16 protein-coding genes are annotated in these 16,928 nt (G+C 72.2%); 13 read left to right on the top strand and 3 right to left on the bottom strand.

The window, feature by feature from the left end; translation table 11 throughout:
* Window positions 1-132 precede the first annotated feature (132 nt).
* Window positions 133-1,338 (top strand): signal recognition particle-docking protein FtsY, encoded by a 1,206-nt coding sequence (gene ftsY / locus BM076_RS28395; protein ID WP_093716581.1) that lies wholly within the window; start codon window positions 133-135, stop codon window positions 1,336-1,338.
* 133 nt (window positions 1,339-1,471) lie between these two features.
* Here ftsY and BM076_RS28390 read toward each other — a convergent pair whose 3' ends face one another.
* Window positions 1,472-2,179, bottom strand: a complete 708-nt coding sequence (locus BM076_RS28390; RefSeq protein WP_093716580.1) for a bifunctional DNA primase/polymerase — start codon at window positions 2,177-2,179, stop codon at window positions 1,472-1,474.
* A 309-nt stretch (window positions 2,180-2,488) separates the two neighbouring features.
* Between BM076_RS28390 and nsdA the strand changes: the two genes are divergently transcribed.
* The 6 genes from nsdA to BM076_RS28360 all read left to right on the top strand — a co-directional run bounded on the left by nsdA (window position 2,489) and on the right by BM076_RS28360 (window position 10,674).
* Window positions 2,489-3,961: a transcriptional repressor NsdA gene (gene nsdA / locus BM076_RS28385; RefSeq protein WP_245796455.1), complete on the top strand. Its 1,473-nt coding sequence runs from the start codon at window positions 2,489-2,491 to the stop codon at window positions 3,959-3,961.
* Window positions 3,962-4,212: 251 nt separating this feature from the next.
* Complete coding sequence (locus tag BM076_RS28380; RefSeq protein ID WP_093716578.1) at window positions 4,213-5,550, top strand: ammonium transporter; 1,338 nt, start codon at window positions 4,213-4,215, stop codon at window positions 5,548-5,550.
* Window positions 5,547-5,885, top strand: a complete 339-nt coding sequence (locus tag BM076_RS28375; protein ID WP_093716577.1) for a P-II family nitrogen regulator — start codon at window positions 5,547-5,549, stop codon at window positions 5,883-5,885. The genes BM076_RS28380 and BM076_RS28375 overlap by 4 nt, the downstream gene beginning before the upstream one ends.
* Before the next feature lie 98 nt (window positions 5,886-5,983).
* On the top strand, window positions 5,984-8,416 hold the full coding sequence (locus tag BM076_RS28370) for a [protein-PII] uridylyltransferase (protein WP_093716576.1): 2,433 nt from the start codon (window positions 5,984-5,986) through the stop codon (window positions 8,414-8,416).
* A 127-nt stretch (window positions 8,417-8,543) separates the two neighbouring features.
* The gene (gene ffh / locus BM076_RS28365) at window positions 8,544-10,100 is read left to right on the top strand and encodes a signal recognition particle protein (RefSeq protein WP_093716575.1); all 1,557 of its coding nucleotides are present in this window, start codon (window positions 8,544-8,546) and stop codon (window positions 10,098-10,100) included.
* Window positions 10,101-10,149: 49 nt separating this feature from the next.
* Window positions 10,150-10,674 carry a GNAT family N-acetyltransferase gene (locus BM076_RS28360; RefSeq protein WP_093716574.1) on the top strand — a complete coding sequence of 175 codons (525 nt, stop codon included), beginning with the start codon at window positions 10,150-10,152 and terminating at the stop codon, window positions 10,672-10,674.
* Between the two features lie 30 nt (window positions 10,675-10,704).
* On the opposite strand, the gene BM076_RS28355 is transcribed toward BM076_RS28360, so the two are convergent.
* Both BM076_RS28355 and BM076_RS28350 read right to left on the bottom strand, forming a co-directional pair.
* Window positions 10,705-11,208 carry a DUF402 domain-containing protein gene (locus tag BM076_RS28355; protein ID WP_093716573.1) on the bottom strand — a complete coding sequence of 168 codons (504 nt, stop codon included), beginning with the start codon at window positions 11,206-11,208 and terminating at the stop codon, window positions 10,705-10,707.
* Window positions 11,209-11,278: 70 nt separating this feature from the next.
* A complete protein-coding gene (locus BM076_RS28350; RefSeq protein ID WP_093716572.1) occupies window positions 11,279-12,103 on the bottom strand; it encodes an SAM-dependent methyltransferase in 825 nt (274 codons plus the stop codon).
* 233 nt (window positions 12,104-12,336) lie between these two features.
* On the opposite strand from BM076_RS28350, the gene proS reads away from it, so the two are divergent.
* From proS to trmD, 6 genes are all read left to right on the top strand, one after another.
* A complete protein-coding gene (gene proS / locus BM076_RS28345; protein WP_093716571.1) occupies window positions 12,337-13,749 on the top strand; it encodes a proline--tRNA ligase in 1,413 nt (470 codons plus the stop codon).
* Between the two features lie 209 nt (window positions 13,750-13,958).
* On the top strand, window positions 13,959-14,549 hold the full coding sequence (locus tag BM076_RS28340) for a hypothetical protein (RefSeq protein ID WP_093716570.1): 591 nt from the start codon (window positions 13,959-13,961) through the stop codon (window positions 14,547-14,549).
* Between the two features lie 149 nt (window positions 14,550-14,698).
* Window positions 14,699-15,142, top strand: a complete 444-nt coding sequence (rpsP, locus tag BM076_RS28335; RefSeq protein WP_093716569.1) for a 30S ribosomal protein S16 — start codon at window positions 14,699-14,701, stop codon at window positions 15,140-15,142.
* Between the two features lie 2 nt (window positions 15,143-15,144).
* Window positions 15,145-15,384, top strand: a complete 240-nt coding sequence (locus BM076_RS28330) for an RNA-binding protein (protein ID WP_093716568.1) — start codon at window positions 15,145-15,147, stop codon at window positions 15,382-15,384.
* Window positions 15,385-15,497: 113 nt separating this feature from the next.
* Window positions 15,498-16,082, top strand: a complete 585-nt coding sequence (gene rimM / locus BM076_RS28325; protein ID WP_093716567.1) for a ribosome maturation factor RimM — start codon at window positions 15,498-15,500, stop codon at window positions 16,080-16,082.
* Window position 16,083: 1 nt separating this feature from the next.
* Window positions 16,084-16,905, top strand: a complete 822-nt coding sequence (trmD, locus tag BM076_RS28320) for a tRNA (guanosine(37)-N1)-methyltransferase TrmD (protein WP_093716566.1) — start codon at window positions 16,084-16,086, stop codon at window positions 16,903-16,905.
* Window positions 16,906-16,928 lie beyond the last annotated feature (23 nt).

The raw sequence follows: 16,928 nt of genomic DNA, 5'->3' as shown, positions 1-16,928 counted from the left end.
GGCCGGACGGCGGGTTTCCCGTACCGTTGACGTGCGCGTGCGCCCCGACGGGTGGTGACGCCGCAGTGGCACATGTGGCCGGTGGGCTACCATGCACACGCTCTGACCTGGTGAAAGGCTTCGAAAGAACCCATGGAAATCGTCATCCTCGCAGTCGTCATCGCCCTGGTCGTGATCCTCGGGGCCGGTGGACTGGTCGTCGGCAGCCGCCGCAGGAAGCAGCTTCCGCCGCCGCGGACGGGCACCCCCTCGGTCACCGCCCCGCCCGCGGAACCGCACGTCGGGGACGAGGCCGAGGCGCCGCGGGACGAAGAGCGCCGGACGATCGAAGAGGTCGACCTGCCCGGCGCCACGGCCGCGCCGGACGCCGTGGAAGAGGTGCAGGTACCGCCGGCGCCGGTGATCGAGCAGCCCGAGCCCACCGCGGGACGGCTGGTACGGCTGCGCTCGCGGCTGTCCCGCTCGCAGAATTCGCTCGGCAAGGGCCTGCTCACCCTGCTCTCCCGGGAACGCCTCGACGAGGACACCTGGGAGGAGATCGAGGAGATCCTGCTCACCGCGGACGTCGGCGTCGCGCCCACCCAGGAACTGGTGGAGCGGCTGCGCACCCGGGTCCGGGTGCTCGGCACCCGCACCCCCGACGAGCTGCGCGCGCTGCTGCGCGAGGAGCTGATCACCCTCCTCGACCCGGAGCTGGACCGCACCCTGCACACCGAGAGCCACGAGGAGTCCCCGGCCGTCCTGATGGTCGTCGGGGTCAACGGCACCGGGAAGACCACCACCACCGGCAAGCTCGCCCGGGTGCTGGTCGCCGACGGCCACAGCGTCGTGCTCGGCGCCGCCGACACCTTCCGCGCCGCCGCCGCCGACCAGCTGCAGACCTGGGGCGAGCGGGTCGGCGCCAGGACTGTACGCGGCCCCGAGGGCGGCGACCCCGCCTCGATCGCCTTCGACGCGGTCAAGGAGGGCATCGCCGAGGGCGCCGACGCCGTCCTCATCGACACCGCGGGCCGGCTGCACACCAAGACCGGCCTGATGGACGAGCTGGGCAAGGTCAAGCGGGTCGTGGAGAAGCACGGCCCGGTCGACGAGGTGCTGCTCGTGCTGGACGCCACCACCGGTCAGAACGGCCTGGTCCAGGCCCGGGTCTTCGCCGAGGTCGTGGACATCACCGGCATCGTCCTCACCAAGCTCGACGGCACCGCCAAGGGTGGCATCGTCGTCGCCGTCCAGCGCGAGCTGGGCGTCCCGGTCAAGCTCGTCGGCCTCGGCGAGGGCGCGGACGACATGGCCCCGTTCGAGCCGGGCGCTTTCGTGGACGCGCTGATCGGGGAGTAGCCGATCGGGGAGCGGACGCGCTGACCGGGACCGAGGTCCCGTATCCCATGCGTAAGGGGCGCCCAACCAGGCGGGCGCCCCTTACGTGTGCCTGCGGGCCGACGCGTGCGGGCCGACGGTTTGCGGGCCGGCGCTACGCGTACGCGCTGTCGCGGTGGCTGACGTAGGCGAGGGTGCCGAGCAGGAGGCGGGCCTCGGGGGGCTGGGCGGCGCAGGCGGCGCGGCCCAGGAGTGGCTCGCGCAGCCAGCGGACCGGGCCGAGGCCGCCGAGGTCGGACGGGGGAGCGGTGACATGGTCACCGGGGCCCAGGCAGCGCAGGTCGAGCCGCGCGTCGTCCCAGCCCATCCGGTAGAGCAGATGCGGCAGTTCGGCGGCGGCGCCCGGCGCGACGAAGAACTGCGCGCGCCCGGTCGGCGTCAGCAGCACCGGGCCGAGCCGCAGCCCCATCCGCTCCAGCCGGACCAGCGCGCGGCGCCCCGACGCCTCCGTCACGTCCAGGACGTCGAAGGACCGCCCCACCGGCAGCAGCACCGCCGCGCCCGGCACCTGCGCCCAGGCCCGCGCGGCCTCCTCCAGGGTGCTGCCCGCGGGAATCGTGTCGGCGAAGGGCAGCGGATGCGCGCCCGGCCGCCGGCAGTCGGCGGCGCCGCACGAACACGCGCCGCCGCCGCGCGCCGCCCGCGCCCCCGGGACCACGGACCAGCCGCACAGCCCGGTGTACTCCGCGACAGTGGTGCACACAGCGGCGCGCGTCCGACGGCGCGCGCCGGGGCGCACCCCCGGCCGCCCTCCGGGCCGCTGCTGCCGGATCTCCCGCATGCTGCCGATCGTGAACACCATGACACCTCCAACGGATCGCCGCGCCCGATGGTTACGCGCCTGCCTGACCTCGTGCGACCGGCATGTGTCAAGTGAATCGTCTGTCGCGGCGAAGGAGTTCATTCGAAGGGGTGGCGAATGGTGGCGTTTCCGCAACAACGGTCGCGGACGGGTGATCGTAGGATTACTTTCGGTTCGTACATCGGCGAGTGTCGTCCGCATGTGCGTCCGGTTGTGCCGGGGGCATGTGTGCGACGGACGCCGGGGGTCGACAGGACTCAACCAACCCTGGTATCCACGGAGTTGGGCTAGTCGGATGGGGGCTTGACCGTGGGCGGCACACAAGAGAAGCAGCCCAACGCGCAGTTGACCTCGTGGTTCGTGCGCAGCGGCTGGTCCAAGGGCGAGCTGGCCCGTCAGGTGAACCGCAGGGCACGGCAGTTGGGCGCCCATCACGTCAGCACCGACACCTCCCGGGTGCGCCGCTGGCTCGACGGCGAGCAGCCCCGCGAGCCCATCCCGCGCATCATGTCCGAGCTGTTCTCCGAGCGCTTCGGCTGCGTCGTGCCCGTCGAGGACCTCGGGCTGCGCTCCGCGCACCAGCCCGCCGCGGGCGGCGACGTCGACCTGCCGTGGGCCGGCCCGCAGACCGTCCAGCTGATCAGCGAGTTCTCCCGCAGCGACCTGATGCTCGGCCGCCGCGGCTTCCTCGGCGCCTCCCTCGCGCTGTCCGCGGGCCCCGCGCTCATCGAGCCGATGCAGCGCTGGCTGGTGCCCACCAACGGGCCTCTGGGGACCGCCGATCAGGACGGTCCGCTGCTCAGCGCGCCCCGCGACACCGCGGGCCGCCCCTCCCGGCTGTCGGAACAGGAGCTGCAACTCCTGGAGTCCACCACCGTGATGTTCCGCGAATGGGACAATCAGTGCGGTGGCGGCCTGCGCCGCAAGGCCGTTGTCGGCCAGCTCCACGAAGTCACCGACCTGCTCCAGGAACCGCAGTCGGAGCACGTCGCCCGCAGGCTCTACCGGATCACCGCCGACCTCGCCGCCCTTGCCGGCTGGATGAGCTACGACGTCGGACTCCAGCCCACCGCCCAGAAGTACCTGGTGCTCGCGCTGCACGCCGCCAAGGAGGCCGGCGACCGGCCGCTGGGCGCGTTCATCCTGTCCTCGATGAGCCGTCAGATGATCCATCTCAACCGGCCCGACGACGCGTTGGAGCTGATCCACCTCGCGCAGTACGGCAGCCGGGACACGGCCACCGCCACCACCCAGGCGATGCTGCACTCCCTGGAGGCGCGCGCGTACGCCAACATGGGCCAGGTCAACAAGTGCCACCGCGCGGTCCGGATGGCCGAGGACACCTGGACCGACTCCCGCCCGGACGAGGACCCGTCCTGGATCAGCTTCTTCAACGAGGCCGAGCTGAACGCGGAGAACGCGCACTCCTACCGCGACCTCGCCTATGTCGCGGGCCGCAGCCCCGCCTACGCCTCGCTCGCGCACCCCGTCATGGAGCGCGCCGTCGAGCTGTTCAGCGACGACGCGGTGCACCAGCGCGCGTACGCCCTCAATCTGGTCGGCCTGGCCACCGTGCACCTGCTCCAGGAGAGCCCGGAACAGGCCGCGCACTTCACCGACCGCGCCATCACCGTCGCCAAGCGGGTCCGCTCCGAGCGCGTCAACACCCGGATCCGCAAGACCACCCAGTCCGCGGTCCGCGACTACGGCGGCGTCGCGGAAGTCGTCGCGCTCGCCGACCGGCTCTCGGTGGAACTCCCGGAAGTCGCCGAGTCCGCCTAGCCGATTCGGCTCGACCGGCTCCGACCGACTCCGCCCGCCCGAGTCCGCCTAATCGCAGCCCGTCACACCCGTATACATCCTTACGCGCACGCGCGGGTGGTTCACCTTCGCGTAACACGTGCGACTTCTTCGTCACGGCCCCGAAACACCGTGCGGCATCGACCGAAACCCGCCTGAGCGAATCTCATGGCGAAAACCGGCCCAACCCTTGCACCGCCCGCACGGGCCGTTCGGATGACGAGGAGACGCCGATGGCACCAGCCATCATCACGCTTGCCGCGGATGCGCCCAAGCTCGATACCGGAAGTACGGCGTTCATATTGATCAGCGCCGCTCTCGTGATGGTGATGACCCCGGGTCTCGCCTTCTTCTACGGCGGCATGGTGCGGGTCAAGAGCGCCCTGAACATGCTGATGATGAGTTTTATCAGCCTGGGCATCATCACCATTCTGTGGACGCTCTACGGATTCAGTTTCGCCTTCGACAGCGGCAACGGCTTCCTCGGCGGCACCGACTGGCTCGGCATGCGGGACATCGGCATCGCGGAACTGTGGCCGGGATACGGAATCCCGGTCTATGTCTTCGCCGTCTTCCAGCTCATGTTCGCGGTCATCACCCCGGCCCTGATCAGCGGCGCCCTCGCCGACCGGGTCAAATTCACCGCGTGGTCGCTGTTCATCGCGCTGTGGGCCACGGTCGTCTACTTCCCGGTCGCGCACTGGGTGTGGGCGTCGGACGGCTGGCTGTTCAAGAAGGGCGTCATCGACTTCGCCGGCGGTACGGCGGTGCACATCAACGCGGGTGCGGCGGCCCTCGGCGTCATCCTCGTCATCGGCAAGCGCAACGGGTTCAAGAAGGACCCGATGCGCCCGCACAACCTGCCGCTGGTCATGCTCGGGTGCGGTCTGCTGTGGTTCGGCTGGTTCGGCTTCAACGCGGGCTCCTGGCTCGGCTCCGACGGCGTCGCCGCCGTGGCCTTCATCAACACCCAGATCGCCACCGCCGCCGCGATGCTCGGCTGGCTCCTGTACGAGCGGCTCCGGCACGGCTCCTTCACCACCCTGGGCGCGGCCTCCGGCGCGGTCGCCGGCCTGGTCGCCATCACCCCGTCCTGCGGCTCGGTCTCCCCGCTCGGTGCCATCGCCGTCGGTGTGATCGCCGGTGTCGCCTGCGCCGCGGCCGTCGGCCTGAAGTACCGCTTCAACTACGACGACTCGCTCGACGTGGTCGGCGTCCACATGGTCGGCGGCATCGTCGGCTCCCTGCTGATCGGCTTCTTCGCCACCGGCGGCGTCGGCCAGACCGCCAAGGGCGTCTTCTACGGCGGCGGCTGGCACCAGCTGGGCCTGCAGTTCATCGGGGTCGGCTCGGTCCTCGGCTACTCCCTGGTGTGCGCGGCGATCCTCGCCAAGCTCATCGACGTGACCATGGGCTTCCGGGTCACCGACGACGAGGAGGTCACCGGCGTCGACCAGGTGCTGCACGCCGAGACCGCGTACGACTTCGCCGGCGTCGGCAGCCGCTCCGCCGCCTCCGTCCCGGCCGGCTCGTCCAGTGATGCCGCCGCCAGCAAGAAGGTGGACGCGTGAAGCTCATCACCGCCGTCGTGAAGCCGCACCGGCTCGACGAGATCAAGGAAGCGCTCCAGGCGTTCGGAGTGCACGGCCTCACCGTCACCGAGGCCAGCGGGTACGGCAGACAGCGCGGCCACACCGAGGTCTACCGGGGCGCGGAGTACACCGTCGACCTGGTGCCGAAGATCCGCATCGAGATCCTGGTGGACGACGCGGACGCCGATCAGCTCATCGAAGTCGTCGTCAAGGCGGCCAGAACGGGCAAGATCGGTGACGGCAAGGTGTGGAGCCTCCCGGTCGACACGGCCGTCCGGGTCCGCACCGGCGAGCGCGGGCCCGACGCGCTCTAGGCCCTGCTCTTGGCCCTGACCCCAGGGCCTGCCCTGATCCGGGGCACAGGAGAACCGGACCACCGGCCGCCCCGCGCGGCCCCCAGCGTGGAGTACGAGTGACCGACAGCGTCGAAGCGCAGGACAGCAGTTACGCGGCGGCCCGGCTGCGCCTCCTCACCCAGGAGGCGCAGTCCGGGCCGCCGCGCCGCGCGGCCCTGGCCGCCCTCACCGACCAGTGGCTCGCCGCCCTGGCCACCAGCGCCGCCGAGGCCACCGGCACCGGCGGCTTCGCCCTGCTGGCCGTCGGCGGCTACGGCCGCGGCGAGCTGTCGCCGCGCAGCGACCTCGACCTGGTGCTGCTGCACGACAACGAGAAGTCCGTCGCCGCGCTCGCCGACCGCCTCTGGTACCCGGTCTGGGACCTGGGCCTGGCCCTGGACCACTCGGTGCGCACCCCCGCCGAGGCGCTGAAGGCCGCCGCCGAGGACCTCAAGGTGCAGCTCGGCCTGCTCGACGCCCGGCACCTGGCGGGCGACCCCGCGCTCACCTCCGCGCTGCGCGGCAGCGTCCTGGCCGACTGGCGCAATCAGGCGCCCAAACGGCTGCCCGCCCTGCACGAGATGTGCCAGGAACGCGCCGAGCGCCAGGGCGAACTGTCGTACCTGCTCGAACCCGACCTCAAGGAGGCCCGCGGCGGCCTGCGCGACGCCACCGCCCTGCGCGCCGTCGCCGCCTCCTGGCTGGCCGACGCGCCCCGCGAAGGGCTCGACGCCGCCCGCACCACCCTGCTCGACACCCGCGACGCCCTGCACCTGGCCACCGGCCGCGCCACCGACCGCCTCGCCCTCCAGGAACAGGACCAGGTCGCCGACGCCCTCGGCCTGCTCGACGCCGACGCCCTGCTCCGCCAGGTCTACGAGGCCGCCCGCCGGATCGCCTACGCCTCCGACGTCACCTGGCGCGAGGTCGGCCGGGTGCTGCGCTCCCGGCAGCAGCGCCCGCGCCGCCGCGGACTGCTCGGCCTCGGCCGTACGTCCCCCGCAGGCCACGCCCCCGAGCGCGTACCGCTCGCCGACGGCGTCGTGGAGCAGGAGGGCGAGGCCGTCCTCGCGCTCGCCGCCAAACCCGACCGCGACCCCCTGCTGCCGCTGCGCGCCGCCGCCGCTGCCGCGCAGGCCGGCCTCCCGCTGTCGCTGCACGCGGTGCGCCGGCTGGCCGCCGCCGCGCCCCAGCTGCCCGTGCCGTGGCCCGCCGAGGCCCGCGAGCAGCTGGTCACACTGCTCGGCGCGGGCGAGGCCACCGTCCAGGTCTGGGAGGCGCTGGAGGCCGAGGGGCTGATCACCCGGCTGCTGCCGGACTGGGACCGGGTGCGCTGCCGCCCGCAGCGCAACGCCGTGCACCGCTTCACCGTCGACCGGCACCTGGTGGAGACCGCCGTGCGCGCCTCGGAGCTGACCCGCCGGGTCGGCCGCCCCGACCTGCTGCTGACCGCCGCGCTGCTGCACGACATCGGCAAGGGCTGGCCGGGCGACCACAGCGAGGCCGGTGAGGTCATCGCCCGCGACGTCGCCACCCGGATCGGCTTCAACCCCGCCGACGCCACCACCCTCGCCCTGCTGGTCCGCCACCACCTGCTGCTCATCGACACCGCCACCCGCCGCGACCTGGACGACCCCGAGACCGTACGGTCGGTCGCCGAGACCGTACGGGACACCTCCACGCTGGAACTGCTCGCCGCGCTCACCGAGGCCGACGCGCTCGCCACCGGGCCGGCCGCCTGGAGCACCTGGCGGGCCTCGCTGCTCGCCGACCTCGTCGACCGGGTCGCGGGCGCCCTCGACAGCGGCGCCCTGCCGCGGGCCGCCGACCGCGACCCCACCGCCGAGGAGGAGCGCCTGGCCATCGAGGCCGCCCGCACCGGCGGCCCCGTCCTGGCCCTGCACGCCCAGGCAGAGCCGGAACCCGAGGGCGACGCGCAGGAGGAGGCGCTCGGCGTGGAACTGATCCTCGCCGTCCCCGACCGGCCCGGCCTCGTCGCGCTGGCCGCCGGTGTCCTGGCGCTGCACCGGCTCACCGTCCGCGCCGCCGACCTGCGCTCCTTCGATCCGATCGGCGAGGGTCCGATCGGCCTGCTCACCTGGCGGGTGTCCGCCGAATACGGCGCCCTGCCGGAGGCCGCGCGGCTGCGCGCCGATCTGGCCCGCGCCTTCGACGGCGGCCTCGACATCGAGGCCAGGCTCGCCGAGCGGGAGGCCGCCTACCCGCGGCGGCGCGGCATCACCCCGCCGCCGCCCCGGGTCACCGTCGCCCCCGGCGGCACCTCGCAGACCGCGACCGTCCTGGAGGTCCGCGCGCACGACGCCCCCGGGCTGCTGCACCGCATCGGCCTGGCCCTGGCCGGCACCGCCGTCACCATCCGCTCCGCCCGGATCTCCACCCTCGGCGCCAACGCGGTCGACGCCTTCTACGTCGTCGGCAAGGACGGCAGTCCGCTGCCGTCGGCCCGCGCGGCCGAGGTGGCCCGGCAGGTGGAGAAGGCCCTGCGCTGAGCCAGGGACCCGGCGCGCGGCACCGGGTCCCGCCCGGCCGATCCGCCCGACGAGGGCGGTTACCCGTCCCGGCCGGATACCCTGGGGGAGATTGTGTCCGCCCTCGACCTGAGGATCTGCAGCCACCGTGTTCGATACGCTCTCAGACCGCCTTGCAGCAACCTTCAAAAACCTCCGGGGCAAAGGCCGTCTTTCCGAGGCGGACATCGACGCCACCGCGCGTGAGATCCGGATCGCCCTGCTCGAAGCGGACGTCGCGCTGCCCGCGGTGCGCGCCTTCATCGCCAACGTCAAGCAGCGCGCGCTCGGCGCCGAGGTTTCGAAGGCGCTCAATCCAGCGCAACAAATTATCAAGATCGTCAACGACGAGCTGGTCGGCATCCTCGGCGGCGAGACCCGCCGGCTGCGGTTCGCCAAGCAGCCGCCGACCGTGATCATGCTCGCGGGCCTCCAGGGCGCCGGCAAGACCACGCTCGCCGGAAAGCTCGGCAAGTGGCTCCAGGGCCAGGGCCACACCCCGCTGCTGGTCGCCTGCGACCTCCAGCGCCCCAACGCGGTCAACCAGCTCAGCGTCGTCGCCGAGCGGGCGGGCGTCGCCGTCTTCGCGCCCGAGCCGGGCAACGGGGTGGGCGACCCGGTCAAGGTCGCGCAGGACTCCATCGAATTCGCCAAGGCCCGGCAGCACGACATCGTGATCGTGGACACCGCGGGCCGCCTCGGTGTGGACGAGGAGCTGATGCGGCAGGCCGCCGACATCCGCGACGCGGTCCGCCCCGACGAGATCCTCTTCGTCGTCGACGCGATGATCGGCCAGGACGCGGTGAACACCGCAGAGGCGTTCCGCGACGGCGTCGGCTTCGACGGTGTGGTGCTCTCCAAGCTGGACGGCGACGCCCGCGGCGGCGCGGCGCTGTCCATCGCGCACGTCACCGGCAAGCAGATCATGTTCGCGTCCAACGGCGAGAAGCTGGACGACTTCGACGCCTTCCACCCGGACCGGATGGCGTCCCGGATCCTCGGCATGGGCGACGTGCTGTCGCTGATCGAGAAGGCCGAACAGACCTTCAGCCAGGCCGAGGCCGAGAAGATGGCCGCCAAGCTGCAGAGCAGCAAGGGCGGCAAGGACTTCACGCTGGACGACTTCCTCGCACAGATGGAGCAGGTCCGCAAGATGGGCTCCATCTCCAAGCTGCTCGGCATGCTGCCGGGCATGGGCCAGATCAAGGACCAGATCAACAATCTGGACGAGAAGGACGTCGACCGCACCGCCGCGATCATCAAATCGATGACGCCGGGCGAGCGGCAGGACCCGCACATCATCAACGGCTCGCGCCGGGCCCGGATCGCCAAGGGTTCCGGTGTCGAGGTCAGCGCGGTCAAGGGCCTGGTGGAGCGGTTCTTCGAGGCCCGCAAGATGATGTCGCGGATGGCCCAGGGCGGCGGTATGCCGGGCATGCCGGGGATGCCGGGCATGGGCGGCGGCCCCGGCCGGCAGAAGAAGCAGCAGAAGCAGGCCAAGGGCAAGCGGCAGTCCGGCAACCCGATGAAGCGCAAGGCGGAGGCGGCCGCCGCCGCGGCCAAGCGCGAGCAGCAGGGCCAGGGGCAGGGCGGCGACAGCCCGTTCGGCCTGCCCGCCGGACAGGACTTCGAACTGCCCGACGAGTTCAAGAAGTTCATGGGCTGACCCGGCCCCGGCCGGCGTGCGCATCCGGGCGGCGCGCCATGATGGGCGCATGCGCGTATCCATTCGAGAGCCAAGGCCCGCCGACGCCGAACCGCACCGCGCCGCGGTGCTGCGCTCCGTCGAACACCTCAAGCTGTGGAATCCGGTGGAGCCGGACGGCTTCGGCGAACTGCTGCGCCGGCAGGGCGCCGAACTGCGGACCTTCCTCGTCGTCAATGACGAGGACAGCGGCATCGTCGGCAAGGTCAATGTCGCCAACATCGTGCGGGCCCGCTTCCGCAACGCCTCGCTGGGATACGACAGTTACCTGCCGTACAGCGGTACGGGACGGATGACCGAGGGGCTGCGGCAGGTGGTGGACCGCTGCTTCACCAGCTATCCGGACGGCCTCGGGCTGCACCGGCTGGAGATCAACGTCCAGCCGGACAACAGCCGTTCGGTCGCGATGGCCAAGCGCCTCGGCTTCCGCCTGGAGGGCTACTCGCCGCGCATGCTCTACATCAACGACGCCTGGCGCGACCACGAGCGGTACGCGCTCACCGCGGAGGAGTGGCCCGGCCTGACCGCCGGCTGACGGCCCGCCCCGTCCGCGACTTCGTATACGTCAGGCCAGCAGCGCGCCCGGTCCGCCGGCGCGCGCCCGTGCCTCCAGTTCGTCCAGCGTGCGCGCGGCGCGCGCCGCGGCGGCCGGGTCGCGCTCCGGCAGACCGCCGGTCGCGAACTCGTCCTCGTCCAGCCGCAGTACGGCCGTGCCGTCCGCCGACACCCACAGGTCCAGGTCGAGATCGTCGACGGTCAGGCCGTCGGCGGTGACGACCGCGGGCCGGGCGATGTCGCAGTACCAGCCCTTGAGCGCGCCGCCCGCGTCCCGTACCTCCTTGACCGCGTACCAGCGGTCGCGCCAGTAGGTCTCGGTGAAGACGTCGCCGGGCTCGAAGCGCACGAAGCCGAAGTCGCGGGCCCCGGGCGCGGCCCAGTCGGCGCGTACGGTCACGCGCACGCCGTCGTCGGCCAGCACGGTGGCGGGGTAGCCGCGCTTGTCACGGCCGGCCTTGGTCAGCCGTACGGTCGTGGGCGCGCCGGGTGTCAGCGGGGGAGTGTCGGGCATGCCCCGACCCTCGCGGACCGAACGGCCGACGCACCACCGGTTTTCGTACGCCGTGTGCGGCGGATACGGCCTATGCGCCGGGCACGCGGGCGATCACGTACCGGAAGACGTTCTCCATCCGCACCGTGCCGTCCGGCCGCCGGTACGGGTGCAGCGCCTCGGCGATCTCCTTGTCGACCTGCTGCGGGTCGGTGGCCTCCACCGCCGCGTCGAACAGCCCGGTGGAGAGCAGGCCGCGCACCGCGCTGGCCGGGTCCGGGTAGCCGAAGGGGCATGAGACCCGGCCGGAGCCGTCCGGGCGCAGCCCCGCCGCGCGGGCCAGGTCCTCCAGGTCGTCCCGACCGCTGAGCCGCGCCTCGGGCGCCGCCGCGCCGCGCGGCTCGCCGAGACGGGCAGCGACCCGCAGCACTCGGGAGGTGGCGCAGCGCTCCGGCGGCCCCCAGCCGGCCAGCACCACCGCGGTGTCGGGACCCGCGCCGGCCGCCACGGCGCACAGCGACGGCAGCAGATCGGCCGCAGGGGTCGCCGGGTCGAAGGCGGTGACGACGTCGAAGCCGCCGGTGAGCCGGTGCGGGACGCCCGCCGTCAGCCGGGCCCGGCCGCGGTGCCGGGCCGGCATGCCCCAGGCGGGCGCGGGCAGCAGGCGTTCGCGGGCCAGCGCGAGCCGCTGCTCGTCGGTGTCGTAGCCGGTGACGGCGGCGCCCCGGCCGGCCGCGAGCAGGAGCGCGAGCCCCGAGCCGCAGCCGAGGCCCAGTAACCGGGTGTCCGCACCGACCTCCAGCCGGTCGTACACGCATCCGTACAGCGGGACCAGCATCCGTTCCTGGATCTCCGCCCAGTCCCGCGCCCTGCGCTCCGCGTCGGACCTGGTACCGCGATAGAGCGTAGAAGCCATCGACCGCCCCAATCAGATGTGCGCTGTCGTTTTGCCCCCGTGCTGCCGGTCCTGCCGCTTGCGTCCCCGAAAGCCAGACAACTGCTGAATGCGGACGCCGTCCAGGGTCCGGAGTGCCCATTTTTGAAGGCACCCGCCCGGGCGCCGCGGCCGTACGCCCGCGCGCGCTGCCCCGGGTCCGCGCCGACCGGCCGATTCACGCTCGGGGCGGGCGGGGCCGTAACATCTGCGTCATGGCAAAGGCTCCCGTTCTCACCCCCCAGGCGGACGATTTCCCGCGCTGGTACCAGGACCTGATCAGCAAGGCCGAGCTGGCCGACAACGGCCCGGTGCGCGGCACCATGGTCATCCGGCCTTACGGCTACGGCCTGTGGGAGCGGATGCAGCAGGACATGGACGCGCGGATCAAGGAGGCGGGCGCGCAGAACGCGTACTTCCCGCTCTTCATCCCGCAGTCCTACCTGACCCGCGAGGCCGAGCACGTCGAGGGCTTCGCGCCCGAGCTCGCGGTCGTCACGCACGGCGGTGGCAAGGAGCTGGAGGAGCCGATCGTCGTCCGGCCGACCTCCGAGACGATCATCAACGAATACTTCTCCAAGTGGGTGCAGAGCTACCGCGACCTGCCGCTGCTGATCAACCAGTGGGCGAACGTGGTCCGTTGGGAGCTGCGCCCGCGGCTGTTCCTGCGCACCACCGAATTCCTCTGGCAGGAGGGCCACACCGCCCACGCCACGTACGAGGACGCCCGCGCCTACGCCGCCCGCATCCAGAAGGACGTCTACGCGGACTTCATGGAGAACGTGCTCGCGATGGACGTCGTGCTGGGCCGCAAGACCGCCAAGGAGCGGTTCGCCGGCGCCATCAACACCCTCACCCTGGAAGGGATGATGGGCGACGGCAAGGCGCTGCAGCTGGGCACCAGCCATGAGCTGGGGCAGAACTTCGCCAAGGCGTTCAACACCCAGTACCTGTCCAAGGACGGCGCCCAGGAGCACGTCTGGCAGACCTCCTGGGGCAGCACCACGCGGATGATCGGCGCCCTGGTGATGATGCACGGCGACGACAACGGCCTGCGGGTGCCGCCGCGGCTGGCGCAGACCCAGGTCGTGGTGCTGGCGATCAAGGGCGACGAGGAAGTCGTCGCCAAGGTGCGGGAGATCGGCGCGGCGCTGCGCGCGGCGGGCCTGCGCGTCCACGTGGACGACCGCACCGACACCCCGTTCGGCCGCCGGGCCGTGGACTGGGAGCTGAAGGGCGTACCGGTCCGGGTCGAGATCGGGCCGCGCGACCTGGAGGCCGGCACCGCGATGCTGGCCCGCCGGATCCCCGGGGGCAAGGAGCCGGTCGCCATCGACACGCTGGCCGACCTGCTGCCCAAGGTGCTGGACGAGGACCAGGCGACGCTGCTGCGCGAGGCGCGCGAGCGCCGGCTGTCCCGCACCGTGGACGTCACGTCCATCGAGGAGGCCGTCGAGGCCGCCGCCACCGGCTGGGCCCGCATCCCGTGGGCCGACCTCGGCCCGGAGGGCGAGGCCAAGCTCGCCGAGCAGGGCGTTTCCGTGCGCTGCCTGGTCTCGCCGGACGGTTCGGTGCCGGACGCCGACGACTCTCCGGGCACGCTGGCGATCTGCGCGCGCGCCTACTGAGCGCTCAGCCGGCCGCCGGGCGTCCGCTGACCGAAAAGCAGCGTACGGAATACGGCAATCGTCCGCCGATGGGGCGGGTGTGCGGGTTCACCACAGACCTGTGCACCCGCCCTTCGTCATGCGCATCATCCGGAACTGACCGATCAGTGCAAATTATTTACGGTAGCCCGGTATCGGAACACCGGGAGCGCCCGGCTCGTTGTCACGGCGTGAGCACGACACCACCTGTTCTCGCCGCCGAGCTGGCAGTCGCGTGGGCCGATATTCAACGGCACCACCCCGAGCTGCCCGACCTGGCCGCGCCCGAGTCCCTCATCGGAGAGTCGTCGTCCGCCTGTGGCAACGAACTCTCCTTCGAAAGGCTGCTGCACGAGGCCGTGCACGGGATCGCCGCTGCCCGCGGCATCCGTGACACCTCGCGCGCCGGCCGCTATCACAACCGCCGTTTCCTCGCGATCGCCGACGAAATGGGCCTGGACCATGCCGAGGAACCGCACCCGAGCAGCGGCTTCTCGCTCGTGGTGATGCGCCCGGACACCCGCAAGCGGTACCGGGTCACCATCGACCGGCTGCAGCGCGCCCTCAAGGCGCACAGCGTGGCGACCACCGCCGACACCGCCCGTTCCTTCCGCGGCCCCGCGGCCCGGCACGGTTCGTCCGGCGGCGGCGTACGCGTCAAGGCCGTGTGCGACTGCGGGCGCAATGTCCGCGTCGTCCCGTCGGTGCTGGCCCAGGCGCCCATCATGTGCGGCGCCTGCGGGCAGCCCTTCCGTATCCCGGAGGTCGTCGGCGTCGGCTGAGTGTGGCAGAATGTCCAGTCGAGAACTCGACAGCCGTGCAGGAACCCTCTCTCCTTCGGCTGACGCGTCCACCGGGCGCGACGACTCCCGCAACCCCACGTGGGAGTCCGCTGTGCCCAAACACGTCAATTCCAGGAGAACCCACTCCCGTGGCAGTCAAGATCAAGCTGAAGCGTCTGGGCAAGATCCGTTCGCCTCACTACCGCATCGTCGTCGCCGACTCCCGTACCCGCCGTGACGGCCGGGCCATCGAGGAGATCGGCCTGTACCACCCGGTGCAGAACCCCTCGCGCATCGAGGTCGACTCGGACCGCGCGCAGTACTGGCTCTCCGTCGGCGCCCAGCCGACCGAGCCCGTGCTCGCCATCCTGAAGCTGACCGGCGACTGGCAGAAGTACAAGGGCGAGCCCGCCCCGGCGCCGCTGCTCGTCGCCGAGCCGAAGGCCGACAAGCGCGCCCTGTTCGAGGCCGCCGCCAAGGACACCGCGGACGAGCCCAAGGGTGAGGCGATCACCCCGAAGGCGAAGAAGTCCGACAAGAAGGCCGATGACACCGCCGAGGCCCCGGCCGCGGCCGAGTCCACCGAGGCCTGAGCATGCTCGAGGAGGCTCTTGAGCACCTCGTGAAGGGCATCGTCGACAATCCCGACGATGTGCAGGTGGGCATGCGCACACTGCGCCGCGGAAGCGTGCTCGAGGTCCGGGTGCACCCCGACGACCTCGGCAAGGTGATCGGCCGCAACGGCCGGACCGCCCGTGCGCTGCGCACCGTCGTGGGCGCCCTCGGCGGCCGTGGTGTCCGCGTCGATCTCGTCGACGTGGACCAGGTTCGCTGAGCGGGCCGACACAGAGAACACCGGCGCGGGCCGGGGGTGGCAGTCGCCGCTCCCGGCCCGCGCCGCGTTCGGCATCGCATCGTTGTCCCCGGAAGTCTGAGAGTGAGCCGTACATGCAGCTGGTAGTCGGCAGGATCGGCCGCGCCCACGGGATCAAGGGCGAGGTCAGTGTCGAGGTGCGCACCGACGAGCCCGAGCTGCGGCTCGCGCCCGGCGCCGTCCTGGCCACCGACCCGGCGAGCGCGGGCCCGCTGACCATCGCCACCGGCCGGGTGCACAGCGGCCGGCTGATGCTGCGCTTCGAAGGCGTCGCGGACCGCAACGCGGCCGAGGCGCTGCGCAATACGCTGCTGATCGCCGAGGTCGACCCGGAGCAGACCCCGGAGGACCCCGAGGAGTTCTACGACCATCAGCTCATCGACCTCGACGTGGTGACGGTCGACGGCCGCGCGGTCGGCCGGATCACCGAGATCAGCCACCTGCCGTACCAGGACCTGCTGGTCGTCGAACGCCCTGACGGCAGCGAGGTGCTGGTCCCGTTCGTCGGCGAGATCGTGCCGGAGATCGACCTGGAGGAGCAGCGCGCGGTGATCGACCCGCCGCCGGGGCTGCTGGACGAGGCGGACGCGGAGGTCGCGTCTGCCCGCGACGCCGATGACGCGGACGGTGAAGAGGCCGACGCGGCGGGCGGCGCCTGAGATGCGGATCGACGTCGTCACGATCTTCCCCGAGTACCTGGAACCGCTGAACGTCTCGCTGGTCGGCAAGGCGCGGGCGGCCGGCCTGCTCGACGTCCGCGTGCACGACCTGCGCGGCTGGGCGTACGACCGGCACAACACCGTGGACGACACCCCGTACGGCGGCGGCCCCGGCATGGTCATGAAGACCGGCCCCTGGGGCGACGCGCTCGACCAGACCCTCGCCGACGGGTACGAGGCGGGCGCGCGCACCCCGGCCCTGGTCGTCCCCACCCCCGGCGGCCGGCCGTTCACACAGGCGCTCGCCGTGGAGCTGTCGGCCAGCCCCTGGCTGATCTTCACCCCCGCCCGCTACGAGGGCATCGACACCCGCGTCACCGCCGAGTACGCGACCCGGCTGCCGGTCCACGAGGTCTCCATCGGCGACTATGTGCTGGCCGGCGGCGAGGCGGCGGTCCTGGTGATCACCGAGGCCGTCGCCCGGCTGCTGCCCGGCGTCCTCGGCAACGCCGAGTCGCACCGCGACGACTCCTTCGCACCGGGCCCGATGGCCAATCTGCTGGAGGGCCCGGTCTTCACCAAGCCCCCGCAGTGGCGCGGCCGCGGCATCCCCGAGGTGCTGCTCAGCGGCCACCACGGGAAGATCGCGCGCTGGCGGCGGGACGAGGCGCTGCGCCGTACGGTCGCCAACCGGCCCGACCTGGTGGCGCGTTGCGACCCGGCGGCGTTCGACAAGAAGGACCGCGAGATGCTCTCCATCCTGGGCTGGCGGCAGGGCCCCGACGGCCGATTTGGGCCAACCCCGGACGACGTGGAAGAATGAGCCGCTGCTGTCCGTCCGGCGCG

Source organism: Actinacidiphila alni (assembly GCF_900112845.1).
In the GTDB taxonomy this organism is placed as follows: Bacteria; Actinomycetota; Actinomycetes; order Streptomycetales; family Streptomycetaceae; genus Actinacidiphila; species Actinacidiphila alni.
This window is presented reverse-complemented; position numbering and strand designations above follow the sequence as displayed.

Excerpts from the sequence above, each read along its gene's own strand:
- ftsY (WP_093716581.1), top strand. The coding sequence starts at position 133 with ATGGAAATCGTCATCCTCGCAGTCGTCATCGCCCTGGTCGTGATCCTC.
- BM076_RS28390 (WP_093716580.1), bottom strand. The coding sequence starts at position 2,179 with ATGGTGTTCACGATCGGCAGCATGCGGGAGATCCGGCAGCAGCGGCCC.
- BM076_RS28380 (WP_093716578.1), top strand. The coding sequence starts at position 4,213 with ATGGCACCAGCCATCATCACGCTTGCCGCGGATGCGCCCAAGCTCGAT.
- BM076_RS28360 (WP_093716574.1), top strand. The coding sequence starts at position 10,150 with ATGCGCGTATCCATTCGAGAGCCAAGGCCCGCCGACGCCGAACCGCAC.
- BM076_RS28355 (WP_093716573.1), bottom strand. The coding sequence starts at position 11,208 with ATGCCCGACACTCCCCCGCTGACACCCGGCGCGCCCACGACCGTACGG.
- BM076_RS28350 (WP_093716572.1), bottom strand. The coding sequence starts at position 12,103 with ATGGCTTCTACGCTCTATCGCGGTACCAGGTCCGACGCGGAGCGCAGG.
- proS (WP_093716571.1), top strand. The coding sequence starts at position 12,337 with ATGGCAAAGGCTCCCGTTCTCACCCCCCAGGCGGACGATTTCCCGCGC.
- BM076_RS28330 (WP_093716568.1), top strand. The coding sequence starts at position 15,145 with ATGCTCGAGGAGGCTCTTGAGCACCTCGTGAAGGGCATCGTCGACAAT.
- rimM (WP_093716567.1), top strand. The coding sequence starts at position 15,498 with ATGCAGCTGGTAGTCGGCAGGATCGGCCGCGCCCACGGGATCAAGGGC.
- trmD (WP_093716566.1), top strand. The coding sequence starts at position 16,084 with ATGCGGATCGACGTCGTCACGATCTTCCCCGAGTACCTGGAACCGCTG.